General features: G+C 70.3%; 13 protein-coding genes. 9 read left to right on the top strand and 4 right to left on the bottom strand.

All coding sequences use genetic code 11. From position 1 onward, the window contains the following. Positions 1-19: 19 nt before the first annotated feature. Positions 20-781: a nuclear transport factor 2 family protein gene (locus CAP_RS21020; RefSeq protein WP_156040998.1), complete on the top strand. Its 762-nt coding sequence runs from the start codon at positions 20-22 to the stop codon at positions 779-781. Positions 782-1,013: 232 nt separating this feature from the next. Next, positions 1,014-3,437 carry an endopeptidase La gene (lon, locus tag CAP_RS21015; protein WP_044243870.1) on the top strand — a complete coding sequence of 808 codons (2,424 nt, stop codon included), beginning with the start codon at positions 1,014-1,016 and terminating at the stop codon, positions 3,435-3,437. Between the two features lie 117 nt (positions 3,438-3,554). On the opposite strand, the gene CAP_RS53825 is transcribed toward lon, so the two are convergent. Beyond that, complete coding sequence (locus tag CAP_RS53825) at positions 3,555-3,782, bottom strand: hypothetical protein (RefSeq protein WP_231511599.1); 228 nt, start codon at positions 3,780-3,782, stop codon at positions 3,555-3,557. 140 nt (positions 3,783-3,922) lie between these two features. On the opposite strand from CAP_RS53825, the gene CAP_RS21010 reads away from it, so the two are divergent. Further along, on the top strand, positions 3,923-4,732 hold the full coding sequence (locus tag CAP_RS21010) for a sensor histidine kinase (RefSeq protein ID WP_063748728.1): 810 nt from the start codon (positions 3,923-3,925) through the stop codon (positions 4,730-4,732). A 39-nt stretch (positions 4,733-4,771) separates the two neighbouring features. On the opposite strand, the gene CAP_RS45155 is transcribed toward CAP_RS21010, so the two are convergent. Further along, positions 4,772-6,733 carry a serine/threonine-protein kinase gene (locus tag CAP_RS45155; RefSeq protein WP_197041281.1) on the bottom strand — a complete coding sequence of 654 codons (1,962 nt, stop codon included), beginning with the start codon at positions 6,731-6,733 and terminating at the stop codon, positions 4,772-4,774. A gap of 177 nt (positions 6,734-6,910) precedes the next feature. On the opposite strand from CAP_RS45155, the gene CAP_RS21000 reads away from it, so the two are divergent. Together CAP_RS21000 and CAP_RS20995 are read left to right on the top strand one after the other, a co-directional pair. After that, complete coding sequence (locus tag CAP_RS21000) at positions 6,911-8,308, top strand: aminotransferase class III-fold pyridoxal phosphate-dependent enzyme (RefSeq protein ID WP_044243868.1); 1,398 nt, start codon at positions 6,911-6,913, stop codon at positions 8,306-8,308. Then, on the top strand, positions 8,305-9,222 hold the full coding sequence (locus tag CAP_RS20995; RefSeq protein WP_052375599.1) for a hypothetical protein: 918 nt from the start codon (positions 8,305-8,307) through the stop codon (positions 9,220-9,222). Before CAP_RS21000 ends, CAP_RS20995 begins: the two co-directional genes overlap by 4 nt. Positions 9,223-9,315: 93 nt before the next feature. Here CAP_RS20995 and CAP_RS20990 read toward each other — a convergent pair whose 3' ends face one another. Then, complete coding sequence (locus CAP_RS20990; protein WP_044243866.1) at positions 9,316-10,098, bottom strand: class I SAM-dependent methyltransferase; 783 nt, start codon at positions 10,096-10,098, stop codon at positions 9,316-9,318. Between the two features lie 197 nt (positions 10,099-10,295). Continuing rightward, on the bottom strand, positions 10,296-11,534 hold the full coding sequence (locus tag CAP_RS20985; protein WP_081865104.1) for a Bcr/CflA family multidrug efflux MFS transporter: 1,239 nt from the start codon (positions 11,532-11,534) through the stop codon (positions 10,296-10,298). Between the two features lie 139 nt (positions 11,535-11,673). On the opposite strand from CAP_RS20985, the gene CAP_RS20980 reads away from it, so the two are divergent. The 4 genes from CAP_RS20980 to CAP_RS20965 all read left to right on the top strand — a co-directional run bounded on the left by CAP_RS20980 (position 11,674) and on the right by CAP_RS20965 (position 18,216). Further along, positions 11,674-12,627, top strand: coding sequence for a LysR family transcriptional regulator (locus tag CAP_RS20980; protein ID WP_044243864.1), 954 nt, complete (start codon positions 11,674-11,676; stop codon positions 12,625-12,627). Between the two features lie 103 nt (positions 12,628-12,730). Next, positions 12,731-13,954 carry a glycoside hydrolase family 18 protein gene (locus CAP_RS20975; RefSeq protein ID WP_156040995.1) on the top strand — a complete coding sequence of 408 codons (1,224 nt, stop codon included), beginning with the start codon at positions 12,731-12,733 and terminating at the stop codon, positions 13,952-13,954. A gap of 140 nt (positions 13,955-14,094) precedes the next feature. Next, positions 14,095-16,401, top strand: a complete 2,307-nt coding sequence (locus CAP_RS20970; RefSeq protein WP_052375597.1) for a tetratricopeptide repeat protein — start codon at positions 14,095-14,097, stop codon at positions 16,399-16,401. Positions 16,402-16,494: 93 nt separating this feature from the next. Next, complete coding sequence (locus CAP_RS20965) at positions 16,495-18,216, top strand: hybrid sensor histidine kinase/response regulator (protein WP_231511598.1); 1,722 nt, start codon at positions 16,495-16,497, stop codon at positions 18,214-18,216. Positions 18,217-18,221 lie beyond the last annotated feature (5 nt).

Here is an 18,221-nt window from a genome sequence, read left to right as displayed (position 1 = left end):
GCTGTGGTATGGGGCGGCCGTGAGATTCCGGCTGGCTCTGGTCGCGTTGCTGCTTCTCTCGGCCTGCGGTTCGGGCGCGTACGTGCAGCAGGGGCCGAGCGATGCGCTGCGGGCTTATGCGCGGGCGCTCCAGGAAGGACGGGTCGACGAAGCGTACCGGCTCCTCTCCGACGAGGCGCGGCGGTCGATGTCGCTGGAGGCGTTCCGGCGCGCCGTGAAGGAGAACCCCGAGGACGTGCAGGAGATAGGCAGAGCCATCGCGCGGCCAGCGGCGGATCCGGTGGTGACGGCGACGGTGACGGTGCCGAACGGGGAGGAGATAGAGCTGGTCTTCGAGGGGGGAAAGTGGCGGCTCGATGCGGCAGCGGTGGACCTGTACGGGCAGTCGACGCCGCGGCAGGCCCTGGTGGGGTTCCTGAGGGCGTTCGAGCGGAAGCGGTACGACGTGATCCTGCGGTACGTGCCCGACGCGGAGAAGGAAGGGCTCGGTGGGCTCGGGGGCGGCGCGGGGGAGGGGAGCGCGCCAGGCGAGGGCGCGGCGGGCGAGGGCGCGGCAGGGAGCAAGCGCGCGGATGCGGCGCAGCTCACGCCGGCGAAGCTGAAGGCGGCGTGGGAGGGGGCACAGAAGGAGCAGATGCAGCGGATCGTTCAGGCCATCAAGGCAGCGCTGCCGACGGCGACCATCGAGGAGACCGGGGACAGTGCGTCGATGGCATACGGCGCCGGCGGGACGGTGGCCTTCCTGCGCGAGCACGGCGTCTGGAAGATCCGCGACTTCTAGGGTACTACGTACCTTGAATCAGGGGCCTGTCGGCCCCTACGCTCCCGTTGGTCGCTACCCTCTGACGCTGCGCAGAGCGCCTCGGTACGAGCGGGGGATGCATCCGGGAGCGGCGCGGAGCCGAGGGTGGCGGATCCGTCACCTGGGGAGCGCGGTCGGAGCCCCGCTGCCCTCACGGTGAGATCGGCGGGGGGCGTGGCCTCTCTGACCGCGCTGTACTAGGGTTGCTGGCATGTCGACCGGCGAGCCGAGCTCGAAGACGCCTCCTCAGAGTGACCCGGATACGGTTCCGATCCTGCCGCTGCGCAACTCCGTGCTGTTCCCGATGTCGGTGGTGCCGATCAACGTCGGCAGGCCGCGGAGCGTGCGGCTCGTGGAGGATCTGCTCGGGCGAGAGCGGGCGATGGTGGGCGTGCTGAGCCAGCGCTCGCCGGACGTGGACGAGCCGACGTTCAAGGAACTCTACACCATCGGGACACTGGCCCGGGTGGTGAAGGTGATCCGGCTCGGGCCGAGCAACTACTCGGTGGTGCTGAACGGGCTCGGGCGGTTCCGGGTGAAGTCGACGGTGGCGCTGGAGCCGTACATGCGGTCGAAGATCGAGCGCATCCCGGAGTCGCTGGTGCGCGACGTGGAGCTGGAGGCGCTCGGGGCGGGCCTCCGGGAGGCGACGCGCGAGGTGCTGGGGCTGATGCCGAACCTGCCGCGCGACACGGCGGGGATCCTCGACAACGTGCGGGAGCCAGGGGCGCTCGCGGACCTCATCGCCTCGAACTTCCCGCAGGCGCAGGCGTCGGTGGGCGACAAGCAGGAGATCCTCGAGGCCTTCGACGTGAAGGCGCGTGTGCGGCTGGTGCTGGCGATGGTGGGGCGCCAGCTCGAGGTGCTGCGGGTGAAGAAGGAGATCTCCTCCATGGTGCAGGAGGAGATGGGCAAGTCGCAGCGCGAGTACATCCTGCGGCAGCAGATGAAGTCGATCCGGGAGGAACTCGGAGAGGGCGGCGACGAGGACGAGATCGACGAGCTGCGCGAGCGCATCCGCCGGCAGAAGGTGCCGGCGGAGGTGGAGAAGGTGGTCCGCAAGCAGATCAGCCGGCTCCGGTCGATGGCGCAGCAATCCGCGGAGTTCAACGTCACGAAGACGTACCTGGAGTGGATCGCGGACCTGCCGTGGTCGAAGACGACGGTCGACAAGATCAGCGTGGATGACGTGCGGCGCTGCCTCGACGAGGATCACCTGGGCCTGGAGAAGGTGAAGAAGCGCATCGTGGAGTTCACGGCGGTGCGGCAGCTCCGGGCCGACAAGAAGGGGCCGATCCTGCTGTTCATCGGGCCGCCGGGCGTGGGGAAGACCTCGCTCGGGAAGTCGATCGCGCGGAGCATGGGGCGGCGCTACGAGCGGATCGCGCTCGGGGGCGTGCGCGACGAGGCGGAGATCCGTGGGCACCGGCGGACGTACGTGGGCGCGCTGCCAGGGCGCATCCTGCAGGCGCTCAAGAAGGCGGGGACGAAGAACCCGGTGCTCGTGCTCGACGAGGTCGACAAGATGGGCGTCGACATGCGCGGGGATCCGGCGGCGGCGCTCCTGGAGGTGCTGGACCCGGAGCAGAACTCGACGTTCCAGGACCACTACCTGGACCTGCCCTTCGATCTGTCGCAGGTGACGTTCCTGGCGACGGCGAACAACTACGACGGGATCCCGGAGCCGCTCCTCGACCGCATGGAGGTCATCGACGTGCCGGGCTACACCCGCAAGGACAAGCTCGGGATCGCGCGGGAGTTCCTGGTGCCGAAGCAGCTCAGTGCGCACGGGCTCACGGACGAGCGGCTGGAGTTCACCGAGCAAGGGGTGGAGTCGATCGTCGACCACTACACGCGCGAGGCAGGGGTGCGCGGCCTCGAGCGGACCATCGCGGCGGTGTGCCGGGCGACGGCCGTGAAGGTGGCCGAGGGCGAGGACGTGCACGAGGTGGCAGGGCCCGAGCACGTCGAGCGGGTGCTCGGCGCGCACCGCTACCGGCCGGAGATGGCGGAGCGGTCGCTGGACCCGGGCGTGGCGACGGGCCTGGCCTGGACGCCGGCCGGCGGCGACATCCTGTTCATCGAGACCTCGAAGATGCCCGGCCGCGGCAACGTGGTGCTGACGGGCAACATGCGGAACGTGATGCAGGAGTCGGCAACAACGGCGGTGAGCTTCGTGCGGAGCAAGGCGGAGCGGCTGATGCTGGATCCGCTCTGGCTGAAGGAGATCGATCTGCACGTGCACGTGCCGAAGCACGGTACGCCCAAGGACGGCCCGAGCGCCGGGGTGACGATGTTCACGGCGGTGGCGTCGCTCCTGCTCGGGGCGCCAGTGCGGAGCGACGTGGCAATGACGGGAGAGATCTCGCTGCGGGGCCGGGTGCTGCCGGTGGGCGGGATCAAGGAGAAGCTCCTGGCAGCGCACCGGGCAGGGATGCGCGAGGTGCTGATCCCCGCGAAGAACCGGCGCGACCTGGACGACGTGCCCCAGGACGTCCGCGAGCAGATGAAGATCACCCTGATCTCCACGATGGAGGAGATCCTGCCCATCGTGCTGCAGGCGCCGTCGCGTCCGCCGGAGACGCGCGCGGGGGGCGACGGGGAAGACGAGATCGAGGGGCAGCCCGGGGCGTGATGCGTGCGGCGTGAGGCCTCTGGAGGGAGGGCGGCCTCGGGGGGGGACCTCGCGCGGCGGCGTAGGGGGGCTGTGCGTTCGGCGCTCGAGGTCGGCTCCTCTCCTGTCACTCTCCTGTCAGAGGATGCCGGGGATGCTCGGGAACCGATGGGCGCGGAGCGCGCGCTGGGGATGGGCGCGCATGGATGCGGCAGGTGCCGTCGGTGAGGTGTGCCTGCTCACGTGGCGCGCCGGGGGAGGCTCCGCGCGGAGGTCGTGAGAACGGGGGCTCCAGGCCGGGGGAGGCCGCAGCACGGCTGGTTGCTCGGGGCGGTCGTGGGTGGCGGAGCGCTGCGACGCGGGCATGCGGCGTCCGTCCGGGCACGGCGCATGCGGTTCCGGTGTTTCAGGGGGTTGCGCACCCGGCGGCCACAGTGTGGGGAGTGGCACAATGGATGCTTGGTGGGAGCGCGGAGGGTCGCCTTGGAGGCGGCCGAGAGTTCCCCATGGCGGCGATCCACACAAACAGGCTGATGAACCACGAGGAGCGCAGGGCTTCGGTCCATGCGGAGGAAGCGCGGTTGCGTGATGAGTTTCTTTCGCTCGCTTCACACGAGCTGCTCACGCCACTGACGTCGCTCACCCTGCAGGCGCAGCTCATCCGGCGCGCGATCGCCGACCAGCAGGTGGCGACGCCCGAGCGGGTGGCGGCGATGCTGGAGGTGTTCGACAGGCAGCTCGGGAGGCTCGGGGTGCTCTGCGACGAGCTGGTGCAGGCGTCGTGCATCCAGGCGGGGCAGCTCTCGGTGACGCGCGAGCGCGTGGATCTCGGCGCGCTGGTGCGGGGGGCAGCGGCGCGGGCGGCGGCGCAGCAGCCGTCCCTGGCCGGAGCGATCGTGGTGGAGACCGACGAGGGGCTGTGGGGGTGCGTGGATCGGGCGCAGGTGGAGCGGCTCGTCCTGCACCTGGTGAAAAACGCGGCGACGTTCGGGAAGGGGCAGCCGATCGTGGTGTCGGCGCGGGCGACAGCGAGCGGCGCGCGGATCGCGGTGCGTGATCGAGGGATCGGGATCGCGAAGGAGGACCAGGCGCGGATCTTCGAGCGGTTCGAGCGGGCGGTGCCGGTGCGGCACTTCGGGGGGCTCGGGCTGGGGCTCTACATCGCGCGGGCCGTGGCGCAGGCGCACGGGGGATCGATCCGGGTGGAGAGCGAGCCAGGAGAGGGATCGGTGTTCACGGTGGAGCTGCCCCTCCGCGAGGAGAGCGAGGAGCTGCCATTGAGCGCGCGCGTCGAGGTGCTCCCTGTCGCCGCTTGAGGCGCACAGCACGGGGTTCTCGACGCGCGCCGGGCGCGATCAGGGCGTTACGACGCGGGCGCGGAGGGCTTTGAGGCTGCGGACGAGGGAGGGATTGGTGTTGAGGCAACACCTGTCGCCGCGCGTCTTGCAGGAAGAGGCGCGGAGGCCTTCGAGCACGGGGATGAGGCGGGCGTCTCCCTCGCTCACGGCGCGCTCGAAGAGCTTCGGCTTCTTCTTGCAAGGCGCCTCGCGCAGCTCGAGAGCGATCTTGATGGCCGGGGAGAGGCGGGGGAGGACGTCGGGGCGGTGCAGGACGTCCATGGCGCGCTCGGTGGCGCGCTCGCTGCGTTCGCTGGCCGCGATGTCGTAGAGCATCTCGTAGCCCTCGGGGGCGAGCTGCTTGTCGAGGGTGTTCAGGACCAGGGTGGCGCGCTCGTCGTCGCGGCCGAGGATCTTGGAGGCGATGACGGGGATCGCCTGCCGGAGCGCGGGGTCGCGGAGGCTCTCGGGGGCGGTCTGGATCAGGCGGATGAGGGACTCTTCGCCGGACGCCCACTCCTGGTGCTTGGCGGCGTTGATGAGGCGATCGCGATCCTGCGCAGGGGGCGGGGTGGCCGCGGTGGGGACGCTGGTGGGAGCGCCGCTCTGGGCCGTGGCAGGGTCGGTGGCCGTGGTGGTGGTGCTCGACGAGGGGAGGACGAAAACGAGCACGAGGCCGATGGCCGCCGCGGCGACGGCGATGCCGGCGATGAGGGCGCGGGACGTGCCGCGCTTCTGCGGCGCAGGGAAGGCCTGCGAGGTGGAGGCCGCGGGCTGCGCCGAGAGCGAGGCGAGGGTGGAGGCGGTGGGGAGGACGGGGGAGGAGCCCCTGGCCGCTGCGGGGAGCGGGGGCGCCATGGCCGCGAGCGCGGCCGGGGTGCGCACCGAGAGCGGGGGAGGAGCGGGCGGGATGAGGTCGCGGAGGGCGCCTTCGTCGGGGCGGGAGCTGGAGGGGGCGACGAGGACGCTGCGCACCGAGGAAGGCGCGAGGTCCTTGATGTCGCCGAGGTCCGGAGAGGAGCCCGAGCGCGAGGCGGGGCGGAGCTGGGGGACGGCGGCGTCGAGGGCGTCGACGAGGTCGTGGGCGATGGCGAAGCGCTGGGGCGGCTCCTTGCGGAGGAGGCGCATGACGATGGCCTCAAGCTCGGGGGCGATCTCGAGCTGAGGGGCGCGCTCGCGAAAGGGCGGAGGCGGGGTGGTGCAATGCTGCTGGAAGAGCTCGAAGCGCTCGGTGGCGTCGAAGGGATGCCTGCCGGTGAGCATCTCGTAGAGGATGATGCCGAGGGCGTAGAGGTCGGAGCGCTCGTCGACCTTGTCCATGCCGCCGCCTGCTTCGGGCGCCATGTAGGCGACGGTTCCGAAGACCATGTTCTTCTGGGTGATGGCGCGGTGGGCAGGGCGGCCTTCGGTGTTCCTGTCGGTCATGTCGAGGCGGTCGAGGGGGACCTTGGCCAGGCCGAAGTCGACGACCTTGACGAGGTCGCCCTGGGCCGGATCGAGCATGACGTTGTTGGGCTTGAGGTCGCGGTGGATGATGCCGTGCTGGTGGGCGGCGGCGAGGGCCGAGGCGATCTGGCGGGCGATGCGGGCGGCGCGGGCGGGGTCGATGGGCCCGTTGCGCATGAGGTCGCGCAGGGAGATGCCGCGCACGTATTCGAGGACGAGGAAGTAGGCGCCGTCCGGGAGCTTCCCGAAGTCGGTGGCGGTGGCGATGTTCGGGTGCTGGAGGTGCGCGCCCGCGATGGCTTCGCGCTCGAAGCGCTGGACGTGCTCGGCGAGGCCGCGGGTGTGCGGGTGGAGCAGCTTGACCGCGACCCACTTGCGCAGGAGGAGGTGCTCGGCCTTGTAGACGGCCCCCATGCCCCCGCGCGCGAGCAGCTCGACGAGGCGATATCGGTCGGAGATCACCTGTCCCAGGCTGTGTCCCCCCGAGGCAGGCGGGGGTTTGCTGGGAGGTGCAGGGGACGGGGGATCGCTCACGGGTGACCCGGGGAACTCTCCAGCGTCGGAGCGCTCATGTCAAAGCCTGTGCGTTGCATCGTGGAGGATGCGCGCGCAGGGTGAGCCCCTGCGTACAATGGACGCCGTGCGGGTGAGGGAGGGGGAGGAGCGCCTACCTCGTGGTGTGTGCGCGGCGTTGCGTGGTAGAAGGCCCGTGTGAACTCCAATGTCCTGACCCGAGGTGTGCTCACTGAGGTTCCTGGTCCGCGCGCCCGGGAGGTGATGGCGACCGGGACGCTCGACATGCAGTCGATTTACCGGCTGCTCGTGGTGGATGATGCAAAAAGCCAGGGCTCGTCGCTGGTGGATGTGGATGGGAACGTCTACCTGGACCTGTTCTCCCATTTCGCCCTTGGGTGCCTTGGGTACAACCACCCGCGGCTCCTCGCGGTGGCGCGTTCCGACGAGTTCGTGCGAGGGTCGATCAATCCCACCTCGTCGCCCTTCTGTCCGGCGTCGAGCTGGTTCGACGTGCTGGAAGGCCTGAAGGCCTACGCGCCGAAGGGGATGCAGCGGATCTTCTGCGTCGATGCCGGGACGGAGGGTATCGAGAACGCGTTGAAAGCCGCTTTCATCGTGCACGGGGAGCGGCGGCGGGTGGCGGCGGGGGGGCCGGCGAACCCGCTGGAACTGCCCGCGGAGGAGCAGGAGGCGATCCTGGCGAATGCCGGGTCGGACGCGGTGATCGTGAGCTTCTCGGGGGCATTCCACGGCAGGACCATGGGGTCTTTGTCGTGCACCCACTCGAAGACCATTCACAAGGCGGACATCCCGGCGTTCCGGTGGCCCATCGCGCCGTTCCCGGCGAATCGGTTCCCGCTCGCGCGGTACGCGGACGAGAACGCGGCGCGGGAGGCGGAGGCGCTGTCGGCGCTCGAGCAGATCCTCGACGAGTACGGCCCGCGGGTGGCGGGGGTGCTGGTGGAGCCCGTTCAGAGCGAGGGGGGAGACCGGCATGCGAGCGCGGAGTTCTTCCGGGGCGTGCAGGCACTCTGCAAGAAGGCGGGGTGTGCGCTGATCCTGGACGAGGTGCAGACGGGGGGCGGGATCTCGGGGACGATGTGGACCCACGAGCAGTTCGGGCTGGAGCACGCCCCGAACCTGGTGGTGTTCGGGAAGAAGCTGCAGATGGGGGGCTTCTTCGCGACGGACGACTACACGATCCGGCAGTTCGGGCGGATGTACCAGACGCGGAACGGCGACCGGGCGCGGGCGATGCTGGCGCTGGAGACGCTGCGGGTCGTGGAGGAAGAAGGGCTGCTCGCGCACGTGCGGGAGGTGGGCGCGCACTTCCTGGCGGGGCTGGAGGCGCTGGCGGAGCGCTACCCGACGATCCTGAGCGAGCCGCGGGGGAAGGGGTTCCTGCTGGCGCTCGATCTGCCGACCACAGCGCAGCGTGACGATTTCCTGAAGCGGGCGCTGCGGCGCGGGGTGTTCGCGACGTACACGGGGAGCCGGTCGGTGCGGATGCGGCCCCACCTGATCCTGAGCCGCGACGAGGTGGACGAGGCCCTCGGAGTGCTCGACGCGGTGGCGCGCGAGATGGCGGGGTGAAGCTCGAGGTGGACTTCGCCGGCCTCTTCGAGGGAGAGGCCGGGGAGAAGGCGCGGGCGGCGGCTGCGCGGTTCTCGCTGGAAGATGTCGAGGGGCCGCAGGATCCGGCGTTCGCGCAGGCCTATGGGGCCCTGGAGGGATACTTCGGGCCGCTCGGGGAGATCGAGCGCCGCGAGGTGCACGAGCGCTTCGCCGCCTCGCCGCGGTACGCGCGGGGGCCCTACGAGATGCGCTACCACCTGGTGCTGGCGCGGGACGAGGCGGGAGAGGTCGTGGGGGCGCGGGACTGCACCGTGGCGCTGTGCGCGGAGTCGCGGGTATGCGTGGTGTACCTGGCGCATGCGCTGGTGAGGCCTGCGTACCGACGGAGCGGGCTCGCGGCGCTGTTCCGGCTGCTGCCGGTGCAGTTCGGGCGGACGGCGATCCACGCGGCGGGGTTCGCGCAGGACGAGGTGGACCTGCTGCTGGCGGTGGAGCAGGAGCCGGTGGATCCGGTGAAGATGGACTCGGTGGTGCGGCTCTGCGCTTACGGGCGGAGCGGGTTCTCGGTCGTAGATCCGGCGGTGCTACCGTACTCGCAGCCAGATTTTCGGGACCTGGCGGCGCTCGGGGTGGAGGCTTCGCCAGTGCCGCTGATGGCGGTGGTGCGGTGGGTGGGAAAGGAGAAAGTGCGGGAGCTGCCCGCGCGGCTGTGCGCGGCTTACGTGACCCACCTGTACGACGGGATCCACGGGAGCCACTGTCGGGCGGAGGATCTGGCCCCGCTCCGCGATTTTGCGCTCGGTCGGCTGGAGACGTCGGGGCTCGCGCGAGTTCCGCTGCTACCTCTGCCGGAGCGGCCCGAAGACGCGGAGGCACTAACGCGTTTGCACCAGGACCGGGTGGTGCCGCTGATCACGCCGCCCCGAGCCTGACGTGATGGTGACCGGGCATGGGGAAAGCAGCGCTGTCTCTGGAGAGGGCAGGCCGGGTGAGATCGAGGCGTGCTGGGCGTGAGAGAGACCGCTTCAGGCGAGGCGGAGGTGGCAGAGGAGAGGCGTGCTTCCGCTGGACGTCGTGCGCGCTGCGCGGTTCTCGGCCCGGACGCGTGAGCCGAGCGGCTCAGGGTAGCCATCCTCGGCGAGGACCTTGAGCCAGGGGAAGCTCTCGACCGCGCCGTCTTCCCGGTGGATCTGGACGCGGTATCCCGGGCCCTGCTTGTGCGGGCGGAGATCGAGCGCGGGGCTCGCGTCGAGGAGGACTTCCACGCCGGCGCCGAGGCGGAGGGTCGCGTGGGTGAGAAAGTTGGAGAGCGGCTCGGCGCCGAGCTGAGAGAAGCGGCCGACACCGATGAGCAGGGTGGGCCAGTCGGGGGCCTCGGCGAGCCGATCGAGCCAGTGGTGACAGGCGCAGCAGCCCGCGGCGAGGGTGTACCTGGAGGTCTGGGGAGCGTGGCGGCTTTTCCACTCGGCGACGTAGGGCACGTCGAGGTCGACCCAGTGCAGGAGGCCATTGTCGACGCGCGAGAATCGCGTGCAGGGGCCCGAGAAGAGGCCGATGGCGAGCCCCTCGGGGTGGCGCTGGAAGAAGTCGCGCACGACATCGTCCACGAGCCGGGTGCGTGCAGCCAGTGAGCGGAGTTCCAGCTCCGAGAAGCCCGCGCGCTCGACGTGGAGCACCTGCGCGAGGGCGCGGGCACCCTGGTCGTGCAGCTCGAGATCAGGGAAGGCGTCGTCGGCATAGGCGCGCGCGGCAACGTCAGCGAGCTCGGGCCGGCGGAAAGGCGGGGGTTTGTTGATGTTGAAACTCACTTTCAATAGAAAGTACTGGGTGAGCTCGGTACTGTCAAGAGGCGGGAGAGGAGGGAGGGCCTGCATGCCGGCGGCAGACGGAGGGGGGCGCGTGCTGACCGGGAGCGCTCCTGCGGGGTGAGGAGCGCGCCGGAGCAGGCTGTGAGGTGGGGCAGTGAGGGGGGACGGAAGGGGAGTGCGGGAGGGGGCGGGGCCAGTCAGGCCGGTCGGGGGGCAGGACGCTCGGGAGCGGCGAGCAGGAGCGCGAGCACGGCGCACCCGAGCATGACCGTGACCATGGGGCGTGCGGTGCCGTCCGCGAGGGCGCTCACCGTGGCCGCGGCTGTGGCGCCGCAGGCCATCTGGAGGGTGCCGAGCAGCGCGGCGGCGCTTCCGGCTTGCGCGCCGTAGGGGGCCATCGCGGCCGCGGTGGCGTTCGGCAGGATCAGGCCACCCGAGGCGATGCCGACGAAGAGGGAGGGGATGACGCCGATCAGGCCGACGTCGAACTGGATGGAGAGCCAGAGGGCGGCGTAGGCCGCGAGGGCGATGACGATCGCGACGCGGAACACGCGGATGACGCCGTGGCGGCCGACGAGCCAGCGGTTGATCTGGGAGGCAGCGATGAGGCCGAAGGCGTTGGCGCCGAAGATCAGGGGATAGCGCTGCGGGGAGATGTGAAAGAGCTCGATGAACACGAAGGGCGAGCCCGAGATGTAGGCGAACATGGCTGCCTGCGCCGTGCCCCCGGCGATGGAGAGGCGAACGAAGCGTCGCTCGCGGAGCAGACCGCCGAAGGTGCGAAAGACGTCGGACAAGCTGCGACGCCGCCGGGCCTCGGGAGGGAGGCTCTCGGGGAGGGCGAGGGCGATCATGAGGAGCGCGGCGACACCGACGAGCGCGAGCACGAGGAAAATAGCGCGCCAGCTCGCGACGAGGAGGAGCTGGCTGCCGATCAGGGGGGCGAGGATGGGGGCGATGCCCATGACGAGCATCAGCGAGGAGTAGAGGCGCGCGGAGCCACGCTCGTCGAAGTGGTCGCGGACGACGGTGCGGGAGATGACGATGCCGGCGCAGCCGCCGAGGGCCTGGATGAAGCGGGCGGTGGCGAGCACGGGGAGGGTCGTGGCCATGGAGCAGGCAAGGGAGGCGGCGACGTAGAGGGTGAGCCCGGCAAGGAGAGGCGCGCGTCGGCCGAAGCGGTCGGCGAGGGGGCCGTACGCGATCTGACCCACGGCGAGGCCCGCGAGGTAGGCGGCGAGGGTGAGCTGTACCGATGCGATGCTCACGCCGAGCGCCGTGGCGAGGTCGGGGAAGCTCGGCAGGTACATGTCGATGGTGAGCGGCCCGATGGCGCTGAGAGCACCGAGGATCAGCGCGAGGCGCAGCTCGGTGGGTGCGCCGAGGGGGACGGCGCTGCCGGAAGGGGAGGTGAGCGTGCTGGTGCGGCTGGTCATGGGCAGGAGGCGTGCGGTGCGCGCTGTGCGGTGGGAGCATCCCCACGGGGGGGTGAGAGAGGCATCGTCCGCTTATGCGGCGCGTGGGGCGGGCCGGGTAGGGGGGTTCCGTCGACCACACTGTTCTGTCATAAGAACAATGGTGATCGCCTCTCTCGACGAGCTCGTGGCGATGGCGACCTTCGCGCGCGTCGTGGAGCACAAGTCGTTCACGGGGGCCGCGAGCGCGCTGGGGCTGTCGAAGTCGGTGGTGAGCGCGCGGCTCTCGGCGCTGGAGGAGAGGCTCGGGGTGGTGCTGATCCACCGCACCACGCGGCGACTGACGCTGACGGAGGACGGGGCGAGGCTCTACGATCGGTGCACGCCGTTCCTGGCTGCCGCCGACGAGGCGGCGTCGGCGCTGCACGGGGCGGGGCAGATCCCCGAGGGGATCCTGCGGGTGTCGGTCCCGGTGGGGTTCGGGATGATGCAGCTCGCGCCCCTGCTCGGAGAGTTCGCCGCGCGCTACCCGAAGGTGCGCCTCGAACTGTCGCTGTCGGATCGTCCGGTGGACGTCGTGGGCGACGGGTTCGATGTGGGGGTACGCTTCGCGCAGCAGCTCGAGGATTCCTGTGTCGCCCGCAAGATCGGGGTCGATCGGCGGGTGATCTGTGGCGCTCCCGCCTACCTTGCCCGGTGCGGGATACCGGAGTCGCCTCATGACCTGTCGAAGCACAACTGCCTGCGGCTCGCGCTCCGGCGCCCGGAGTGGCTCTTCGAGATGGGCTCCGAGGTGGTGCCAGTGCCGGTGACGGGCAACCTCGTGGTCGACAACATCGTGGTGCTGCGGCAGGCGGTCCTCGACGGGCTGGGGCTGGCGATGCTGCCGTGCTCCGTGGTGGGGCCTGACCTCGCCGTGGACCGGCTAAGGGCGGTTCTGGAACCGTACTTTCGAGATGAACTCTCGATCTTCGTGGTGTACCCGCACCAGCGACACCAGCCTGCGAAGGTGAGGGTGTTCGTGGACTGGCTTGCGGAGCGCATCGCAGGGGAGCCGTGGGCGACGCCGAAGCCTCGAGGAGCACGCAAGCGTCGCGGCGACATGGCGCGGTGAGGGGTGGGTCACGGCTGAGCGGTGGCCGAGCGGTGGCCGAGCGATGGACTGGCGGGCGCTGGACCTGGTCAGCGGGGTGGAGATACGCTCGACGGTGCTGCCCATGCTCACGCGAACCTCGTTCCTCGGATGCCTGCTGGTCGCGCTGTTCGCTGCTCCTGCCTGCGGGGGGGATGATGGTGATGGTGGGGGCCAGGGCGGCTCGGGAGGGATTGGAGGAGGCAGTGGAGGCGCCGGCGGCGGCAGCGGTGGCGGTCCTCCGGTAGGCACGGGCGAGCGATGGGTGAGCGGGTACTACGTCGGGTACCAGCAGGATCTGTATCCACCGAGCGAGATCGCGTGGTCCGGGCTGACGCACCTGATGATCGGTCGGGTGGTCCCCAGGGCAGACGGCAGCCTGGACACGAGCCTCGACCTCGGCCCCGACGCGGGCCCCGACCTCGCGCGCAACTTGGTGCAGCTCGCGCACGAGCACGGCAAGGCGGCCGTGGTGATGCTCGGGGGCGCGGGCGAGCATGAGGCGTGGGTGAGCGCAGCATCCGCCGCGAACCGGGCGACGTTCGTGCAGAACCTGCTGCAGCTCAGGGCCGACTTCGGGTTCGATGGATTCGATCTCGACTGGGAGCCGATCGAGGTCGCCGACCAGGCAGATTTTCGCGCGCTCGCAGAGGCGCTCCGCGACGCCGCGCCGGACGCGGTGCTCACCCTGCCGGTCGGGTGGGTGAACGCGAACGCTCCCGAGGTGGAGGCGTTCTACGGAGAGATCGCGCCGCTGTTCGATCAGATCAACGTCATGAGCTACAGCATGGCGGGGCCGTGGGATGGGTGGGAGAGCTGGCATTCGTCGGCCCTCACCGGCCATGGGCCCACCACGCCGAGCTCGGTGGAGAGCTCGATCGACGGATATCTTTCGGCCGGTGTTCCCGCCGCGAAGCTGGGGGTGGGGATCGGCTTCTACGGGTCGTGCTGGTCTGCGCCGGTCACGGCTCCCGGGATGGCCGTGGATGGTGCGACCATCGTGGCGGACGACAACGTGATGAGCTTCACGCGCATCATGGACAACTACTACGCGCCGGAGCGCCGCCTCTGGGATGAAACCGCCAGAGCTCCCTACCTGAGCTATCCGTCGCCGCAGGGGGCACAGGGCTGCACGTTCATCTCCTACGAGGACGAGGCGTCCATCCTGGAGAAGGGTGAGTTCGTCCGCGGGCGAGGGCTCGGCGGCGCGATCGTGTGGACCATCAACGAGGGGTATCTTCCGGACCGCCCCGAAGGTCAGCGGAGCCCGTTGATGCAGGCGCTGGCCGAGGCATTTCTTCATGAATGATGGGCGCAATGGCGCGGGATCGTGACCCTCGGCAGGGTCGGATCGACGGTCTGTGATGGAGGGTGCGCCGTCCTGATCCGCGTGGGGCGCGAGGCGCGCTGCGAGGTTCAGGACGCGCGGTCGAAAAGGACTGGACGGTGATGTGTCCGGCCTTCAAGGATGGGGCGATGCCGCAGCTCCATGGCTCCAGGGTGGTCCGGATCGGCGCCGGAGTGATCGCGACGGCGATGCTGCTCATCGGGTTCTTGCCCCTCTTCGGAGGGCCTGGTTACGAGAGCGCTCTTGCCGCAGGACTGCTCGTCCCGGGCGCTGCGGCGATCGTCACTGCGATCGACGTCTCTCGGCACCGCCCGTCACCGCTCGATGCCCTGGGCCGCGGCGTGGCCGTCGGGGCGGCGCTTGCGTCGGTAGCGTACTTCACCACGCTGATCCATGGGCTGCGCGTGGGCTTCTGTGACCTGCCAGCGGGGAGCGCGTTCTTCGCGCTGGGGCCGTTCTGCGGCGCCATGCTGGGAGGCGCCTGGGGCGCCATCGCAGGGGAAGTCGCGGCGCGGGTCCGGCGTCGACGCACGGCTGCCGTCCTCCTGGCGCTGTCTGCGCCGGTCGCCTCGGTGGTGGTGTCCGTCGTGCGCTTCGTGACGAGCCCGATCATCTTCGCCTACGACCCATTCGTGGGCTTCTTCAGCGGGACGCTCTACGACACGATCGTCTCGTACACGGGCCTCATCACCTACCGCGTGGGCACGGGCGCCACGCTGGTGGCGGCGACGGTGGCTGCCCTGCACCTGAGGCGTGAGGAGGAAGGGCAAATCGGCGTTCACTGGCTGGGGCGACCCGGGGTGCTCGTGCTCGGAGCTGTGGCCTTCGTGGGGAGCGTGGCCGTGAGCGCGTGGGGAGATGCGCTCGGGCACTGGCAGACGGCGGCATCCATCTCCGAGGAACTCGGGGCCACCACGCAGGGGCGCCGCTGTGATGTGGTCCATCCGCGCGGGCTCCCGGCCGACGAAGCGCGCCGCTTCGTGCAGGACTGCGACGCGCACGTGGCGGCGGCAGAGCGGTGGCTGGGAGCGCCGGCGCTGGTGGATGGGCAGCCGCTCCGGATACGCGCCTACGTGTTCGCGAATGCCGAGCAGAAGGGGGCGTTGATGGGGGCGGCGCGCACGTACATCGCCAAGCCCTGGCGCCGCGAGGTGTACCTTCAGGAGAGCGGCTACCCGCACCCGGCGCTGGGTCACGAGATCATGCACGTGATGGCCGGCGCTTTCGGGCGGGGGCCGTTGCGCATCGCCGGTGCGCTCGGCGGGCTCCTGCCCGATCCGGGGCTCATCGAGGGGATCGCCGTCGCCGGCTCGCCGCGCGAGGGGGATCTCTCCGCGTCGGAGTGGGCGAAGGCGATGAAGGATCTTCGCCTGCTCCCCCGGCTGAAGCGCCTGTTCGCCCTCGGGTTCCTCGCGGAGAACTCGTCCACGGCGTACACGGTGAGCGGCGCATTCGTGGAGTGGGTGCACGAGCGTCATGGTGCGGGCGCGGTGCGGGCCTGGTATGGCGGACAGCCGCTCCCCGAGATCACCGGCGCGCCATGGGAAGCGATGGAGCGCGAGTGGCACGACAAGCTCGACGCCATCGTGCTCACCGATGCCGCCCGGGTACAGGCACAGGCGCGCTTCGATCGGCCGGCGATCTTCGGTCGGCGCTGCCCGCGCGTGGTCGATGCCTGCAAGCGGGAAGCCGAGCGACTGCAAGGTCGAGGCGATTTCGTGGGGGCGCGGGAGCAGCTCGAGAAGGTCATCACCCTCGACGGGAGCCCGACGGCGCGCATCGATCTGGCGGAGCTGGACCTCGCGGCTGGGGAGCGCGTGAAGGGCGTCGCTGCGCTGGAGACGATCGCCGGGGATGAGAAGGTGCCGCGCCACCTGCGCGATCGCGCGCTGGAGATGCTGGCCAACGCCGCGCTCGCGGCCCACGAGGGAGAGCGCGCAGCGCTGCTGTTCGGCGAGGTGGCCTCGCGGATGGTGGACGAGGACCGGCTGAGGACGCTGGACGTGAAGGTGAAGGCAGCCGTGGACGCGCGGGCATGGGCGCCGGTGGTCGAGCTGCTCATCGGGAGCCGGGCCATGGATCCCGACGCTGCGCGTGCGGCCGAGCTGCTCGGGGCCTGGGCTGCCTCCACACCGGAAGATGGGCTCCCGAGCTACCTCCTGGCCCGGCAGCGCACGGGCGGCGGGCGCCTCGACGACGCGGCGCAGAGGCTGGATCTGGCGCTCGCCGCATCCATGGATCTGCCGCGGGTCCGCGCCGAGGCGGCGCGGCTCAGGCTCGTCGTCGCGTGTGGTCTCGGTGATGCCGCGTCGGCAACGCGTGCGTTCGACCTTTACGAGCGGAGCGGTCCGAATCCATCGAGGCTCGACGCCGCCCGGCGCCTTCTCCAGCGCTGCACCGAGAACTGACCGGAGTGCCGTCTGCGCGCTGCAGGCTGCGTGGCTAGGTCTTGCTGTCCCGGGGGAACCTGAACGATGATGGAGCATTCGGGATGACCGGCCGTGGACAGACCTGATCGCCAGGTTCGCAGTGATCTGTGGAACGCGGTCCTGCGCGTTGCCGTGCGGCACGCGAACCTCCTCAGGCCACCGGCCTTCGAGGAGCTTGCCGAGGCAATGGCCAGCACCTCGCCCCTGCGCGCCCTGGGCTTGCTCGTCCCGGAGTCCGACGGAGAGAGCCAGCTCCGCGCCCTGTGGCCTGCAGACGCCTGTCCGTCGCTCTCGACCGGTGGACGCGTCACCGTCTCCAGGCACTTCCAGGAGCAGGTGTTCGTTGCGGGGCAGCTCTCGCTGAGCGACGATCACGACCAGGGCAACGAGCTGGAACGAACTGCCGCAGCAAACGGCTTCCTCTCCCACCTCGCGCTGCCGGTACGTGGCCATGCCGCGGCGGGTGAGCCCCGCGCCATCATCGGCGCGCTCGTCGTCGCTTACGGTGAGCGGGGGGCTGCCTCGAGAGCGCCGGTCGAGTTGCTCCTCGACATCACCGACGCGCTGGGTGAGGGCCTGGAGCGGAACCTCGACGAGGAGGAGCAGCAGAAGCGCCTCGTGCAGGCGGAGCGGCTCGCCATGCTCGGAACGCTCGCCGGAGGCGTGGCGCACGAGATCAACAACCCGGCTGCCTTCATCACCCTCGGCATCGGCCTGCTCGAGCGCACACTCCACGGGCGCGACGTACGCATGGAGGGGAAGTCGGCGACGATCGTGAAGGACCTCTTGCTGGACCTGCGCGCCTCCACTCAGCGCATCGTGGCCATCGGCGACGATCTCCGATCGTTCACGAAGTATTCGTCGAATGATCTCAGCCGACGGGTGCCGGTCGACGTAGGCAGGAGCATCGAGACGGCCCTCAGCTTGACCCGTGGTCAGATCGTCGACCGGGCCCAGCTCGAGCTGCGCCTGCTGGAGGTCCCCGCGGTGCTCATGGCCGAAGGACGCCTCGCGCAGGTGGTGGTGAACCTCCTGATCAACGCGACCCAGGCCATCCCCAAGGGCGGCCCCAAGCAGGGGCCACACCGGCACGTGGTCACCGTGGAGACCCGCAGCGACGGGCAGACGGTGGAGATCGAGGTGAGCGACACGGGGGCCCCGATCCCTGCCGAGAAGATGTCGCGGCTATGGGAACCCCTGTCGACGGTGAGGAGCTCCGAGACGGGTTCAGGTCTCGGCCTGTTCGTCAGCCGGCAGATCGTGGAGCGCGCAGGAGGGACCATCCGGGTGGAAAGCCCAGCCTTCTCCGGGGGGCTCAGCAGCGAGCCTCATGGCTCCAGGTTCGTGATCGTGTTGCCCGTCGAGGAGAGCGACGCCGCTCCAGCGGAGGTCGCTGTGGCGAAGCCGCGCCATGCCACCCGGATCAAGTTGCTCATCGTCGAGGACGAAGCTCCCCTGGCCCGCGCGCTGGCCGATCACCTGCGCCGCTTCCACGCCGTGACGCTTGCCTCGAACGGCGAGGAGGCGCTTGCCCTCCTTGCCGAGGGGCGCTCCTACGACGTCGTGATGTGTGACCTGCGCATGCCGGGCATGTCCGGCGAGGCCTTCTACGCGCACCTCGCCACCTCCAAGCCCGAGCTCCTGCAAGGGCTCATCTTCATGACCGGCGTCGGGTTCGGGGACAACGTCGAGCGGTTCCTCCGGGACTCGGGGAGGCCGCTGCTGGAGAAGCCGTTCACCGCCGAGCAGGCCCTGAAGGTCATCGACGAAGTCCACGCGAAGCGGGGGGCGTGAGCGCC

This window comes from Chondromyces apiculatus DSM 436 (assembly GCF_000601485.1).
GTDB classification, from domain to species: domain Bacteria; phylum Myxococcota_A; class Polyangia; order Polyangiales; family Polyangiaceae; genus Chondromyces; species Chondromyces apiculatus.
Note: the sequence above shows the minus strand (reverse complement) of the source record. Positions and strands in the feature narration are given on the sequence as shown.

What these genes read in the sequence shown, in the direction of transcription:
- CAP_RS20970 (WP_052375597.1), top strand. Translation starts at nt 14,095, where the DNA reads ATGTGTCCGGCCTTCAAGGATGGGGCGATGCCGCAGCTCCATGGCTCC.
- CAP_RS21010 (WP_063748728.1), top strand. Translation starts at nt 3,923, where the DNA reads ATGGCGGCGATCCACACAAACAGGCTGATGAACCACGAGGAGCGCAGG.
- CAP_RS20985 (WP_081865104.1), bottom strand. Translation starts at nt 11,534, where the DNA reads ATGACCAGCCGCACCAGCACGCTCACCTCCCCTTCCGGCAGCGCCGTC.
- lon (WP_044243870.1), top strand. Translation starts at nt 1,014, where the DNA reads ATGTCGACCGGCGAGCCGAGCTCGAAGACGCCTCCTCAGAGTGACCCG.
- CAP_RS53825 (WP_231511599.1), bottom strand. Translation starts at nt 3,782, where the DNA reads ATGCCCGCGTCGCAGCGCTCCGCCACCCACGACCGCCCCGAGCAACCA.
- CAP_RS20980 (WP_044243864.1), top strand. Translation starts at nt 11,674, where the DNA reads ATGGTGATCGCCTCTCTCGACGAGCTCGTGGCGATGGCGACCTTCGCG.
- CAP_RS20975 (WP_156040995.1), top strand. Translation starts at nt 12,731, where the DNA reads ATGCTCACGCGAACCTCGTTCCTCGGATGCCTGCTGGTCGCGCTGTTC.